The organism is Vreelandella indica, assembly GCF_037070225.1.
GTDB classification, from domain to species: Bacteria; Pseudomonadota; Gammaproteobacteria; order Pseudomonadales; family Halomonadaceae; genus Vreelandella; species Vreelandella arctica.
Genome location: NZ_JBANSO010000090.1, coordinates 1 through 1,349, shown reverse-complemented (window position 1 = coordinate 1,349; position 1,349 = coordinate 1). Strand labels below are relative to the sequence as shown.

General features: G+C 47.4%; 2 protein-coding genes. Both read right to left on the bottom strand.

What is annotated here, in order from left to right:
* Positions 1-118 precede the first annotated feature (118 nt).
* Positions 119-703, bottom strand: coding sequence for an HD domain-containing protein (locus tag V8L71_RS20625; protein WP_240457643.1), 585 nt, complete (start codon positions 701-703; stop codon positions 119-121).
* Between the two features lie 80 nt (positions 704-783).
* Positions 784-1,209: a GNAT family N-acetyltransferase gene (locus V8L71_RS20620; protein WP_336275338.1), complete on the bottom strand. Its 426-nt coding sequence runs from the start codon at positions 1,207-1,209 to the stop codon at positions 784-786.
* Between the last annotated feature and the right edge of the window lie 140 nt (positions 1,210-1,349).

The window sequence follows — 1,349 nt, the reverse complement described above, 5'->3', positions numbered from 1 at the left end:
CGGTTTGGTATCACTGCGCGATGGATGGATCAAGCTTCACTACTGAGTGAAACGCCCTGTGCGGTTCCGCATGCAGGGTGTTGTGGGGGCTGGGGGCTAGACACCCCCGGCTACCCGATTAGGAGGCATCTAGCCAGCCTTGCTCAACGGCATATTCAAGATTCTTAATAAACCAGGCGTAAATTTCAGGGCTTTCGGACTCAATAAATTGGTGCATTTTCAACACTTGATTCTTGTGTATGCCGTTGTCCTGCCACGCACGGCCTTCACTGGTAATGTTGTGAAGGAATGGCAATAAGCGGTCAATGACTTTCAGCAATCTTGATTCTTTGCTCATGCCCCCCTCTTGCTCCTCCCAGAGATCGATAATATCCTCAATTGGGTTGCCAGGGTGCGAGGCAATTCTTTTTATGCTCTCACGCTCGTGAACGTGTGCGCTGTCTCTGTTATTGCTGTAAAGGAACGTATCTCCTGCCCCCATCTCACCTAGATCATGGATTAGCGCGAGCTTGATGAGTTTAGGGACATCATAATCATCTTCTAGTAGCTCCGCAAATGCCCAGCATGCCATTGCCAAATGCCATGAGTGCTCTGCGGAGTTTTCTACCCTCTCCCCACCATTGATGTAGGTTCTTCGATTCACGGATTTCAATGCGTCCAACTGAAGCATGAAATCTGATATTTCTGAAATTCTATCGGTCAAGTCTTGACTCCTAACGCCCACAATAAACGGCGCGAGGAACGAGCGTCCGGCGACCGCAGGGAGCGAATTTAATTGCTTGGTTATGTGGCAGCACTAATAACCCTTTGCCATACACAAACATTGTTACCACTATTTGGATAAAAAAATACTGAGGATTTATGGAAACCAGCGCTTTCAAAAAGCCCCGAACTTTCCGCATTATTTTCTCGAATAGTGCATTGAACAATGCGCCCACCTTTTTCTTTGGCGTGCTCCATCGCTTTATTTAGGATACTTCTTCCGTACCCATTTCCTCGGTGCTTCGGATTCACTGTCAGGTGGCACACTTCATATTGATACCATTGGACTCTCTTGCACTCGATGCAAGAAAGCACCTCATTGCTCTCACCAAGTTCATAGAGGTATGTCTCGCCATTCTCCATGACTTTTTTCTCGGTATAGGCGACAACTAATTGATTTTCGCTATTGAGAAGATCAGCAATTTGCTTCGCGACGGCTGAATTCATGATCGCTCCCTATGCCACATAACGAGGCTGTAGAAAAACCCGATTTCGAGCCGTTTCCACCGCCTGTTGTCCTTATTCATTTACCCAGCCGGTCATCTGGCTGGGTAATCTTAATATCGGCATTTAGCCACTTGAGCGCC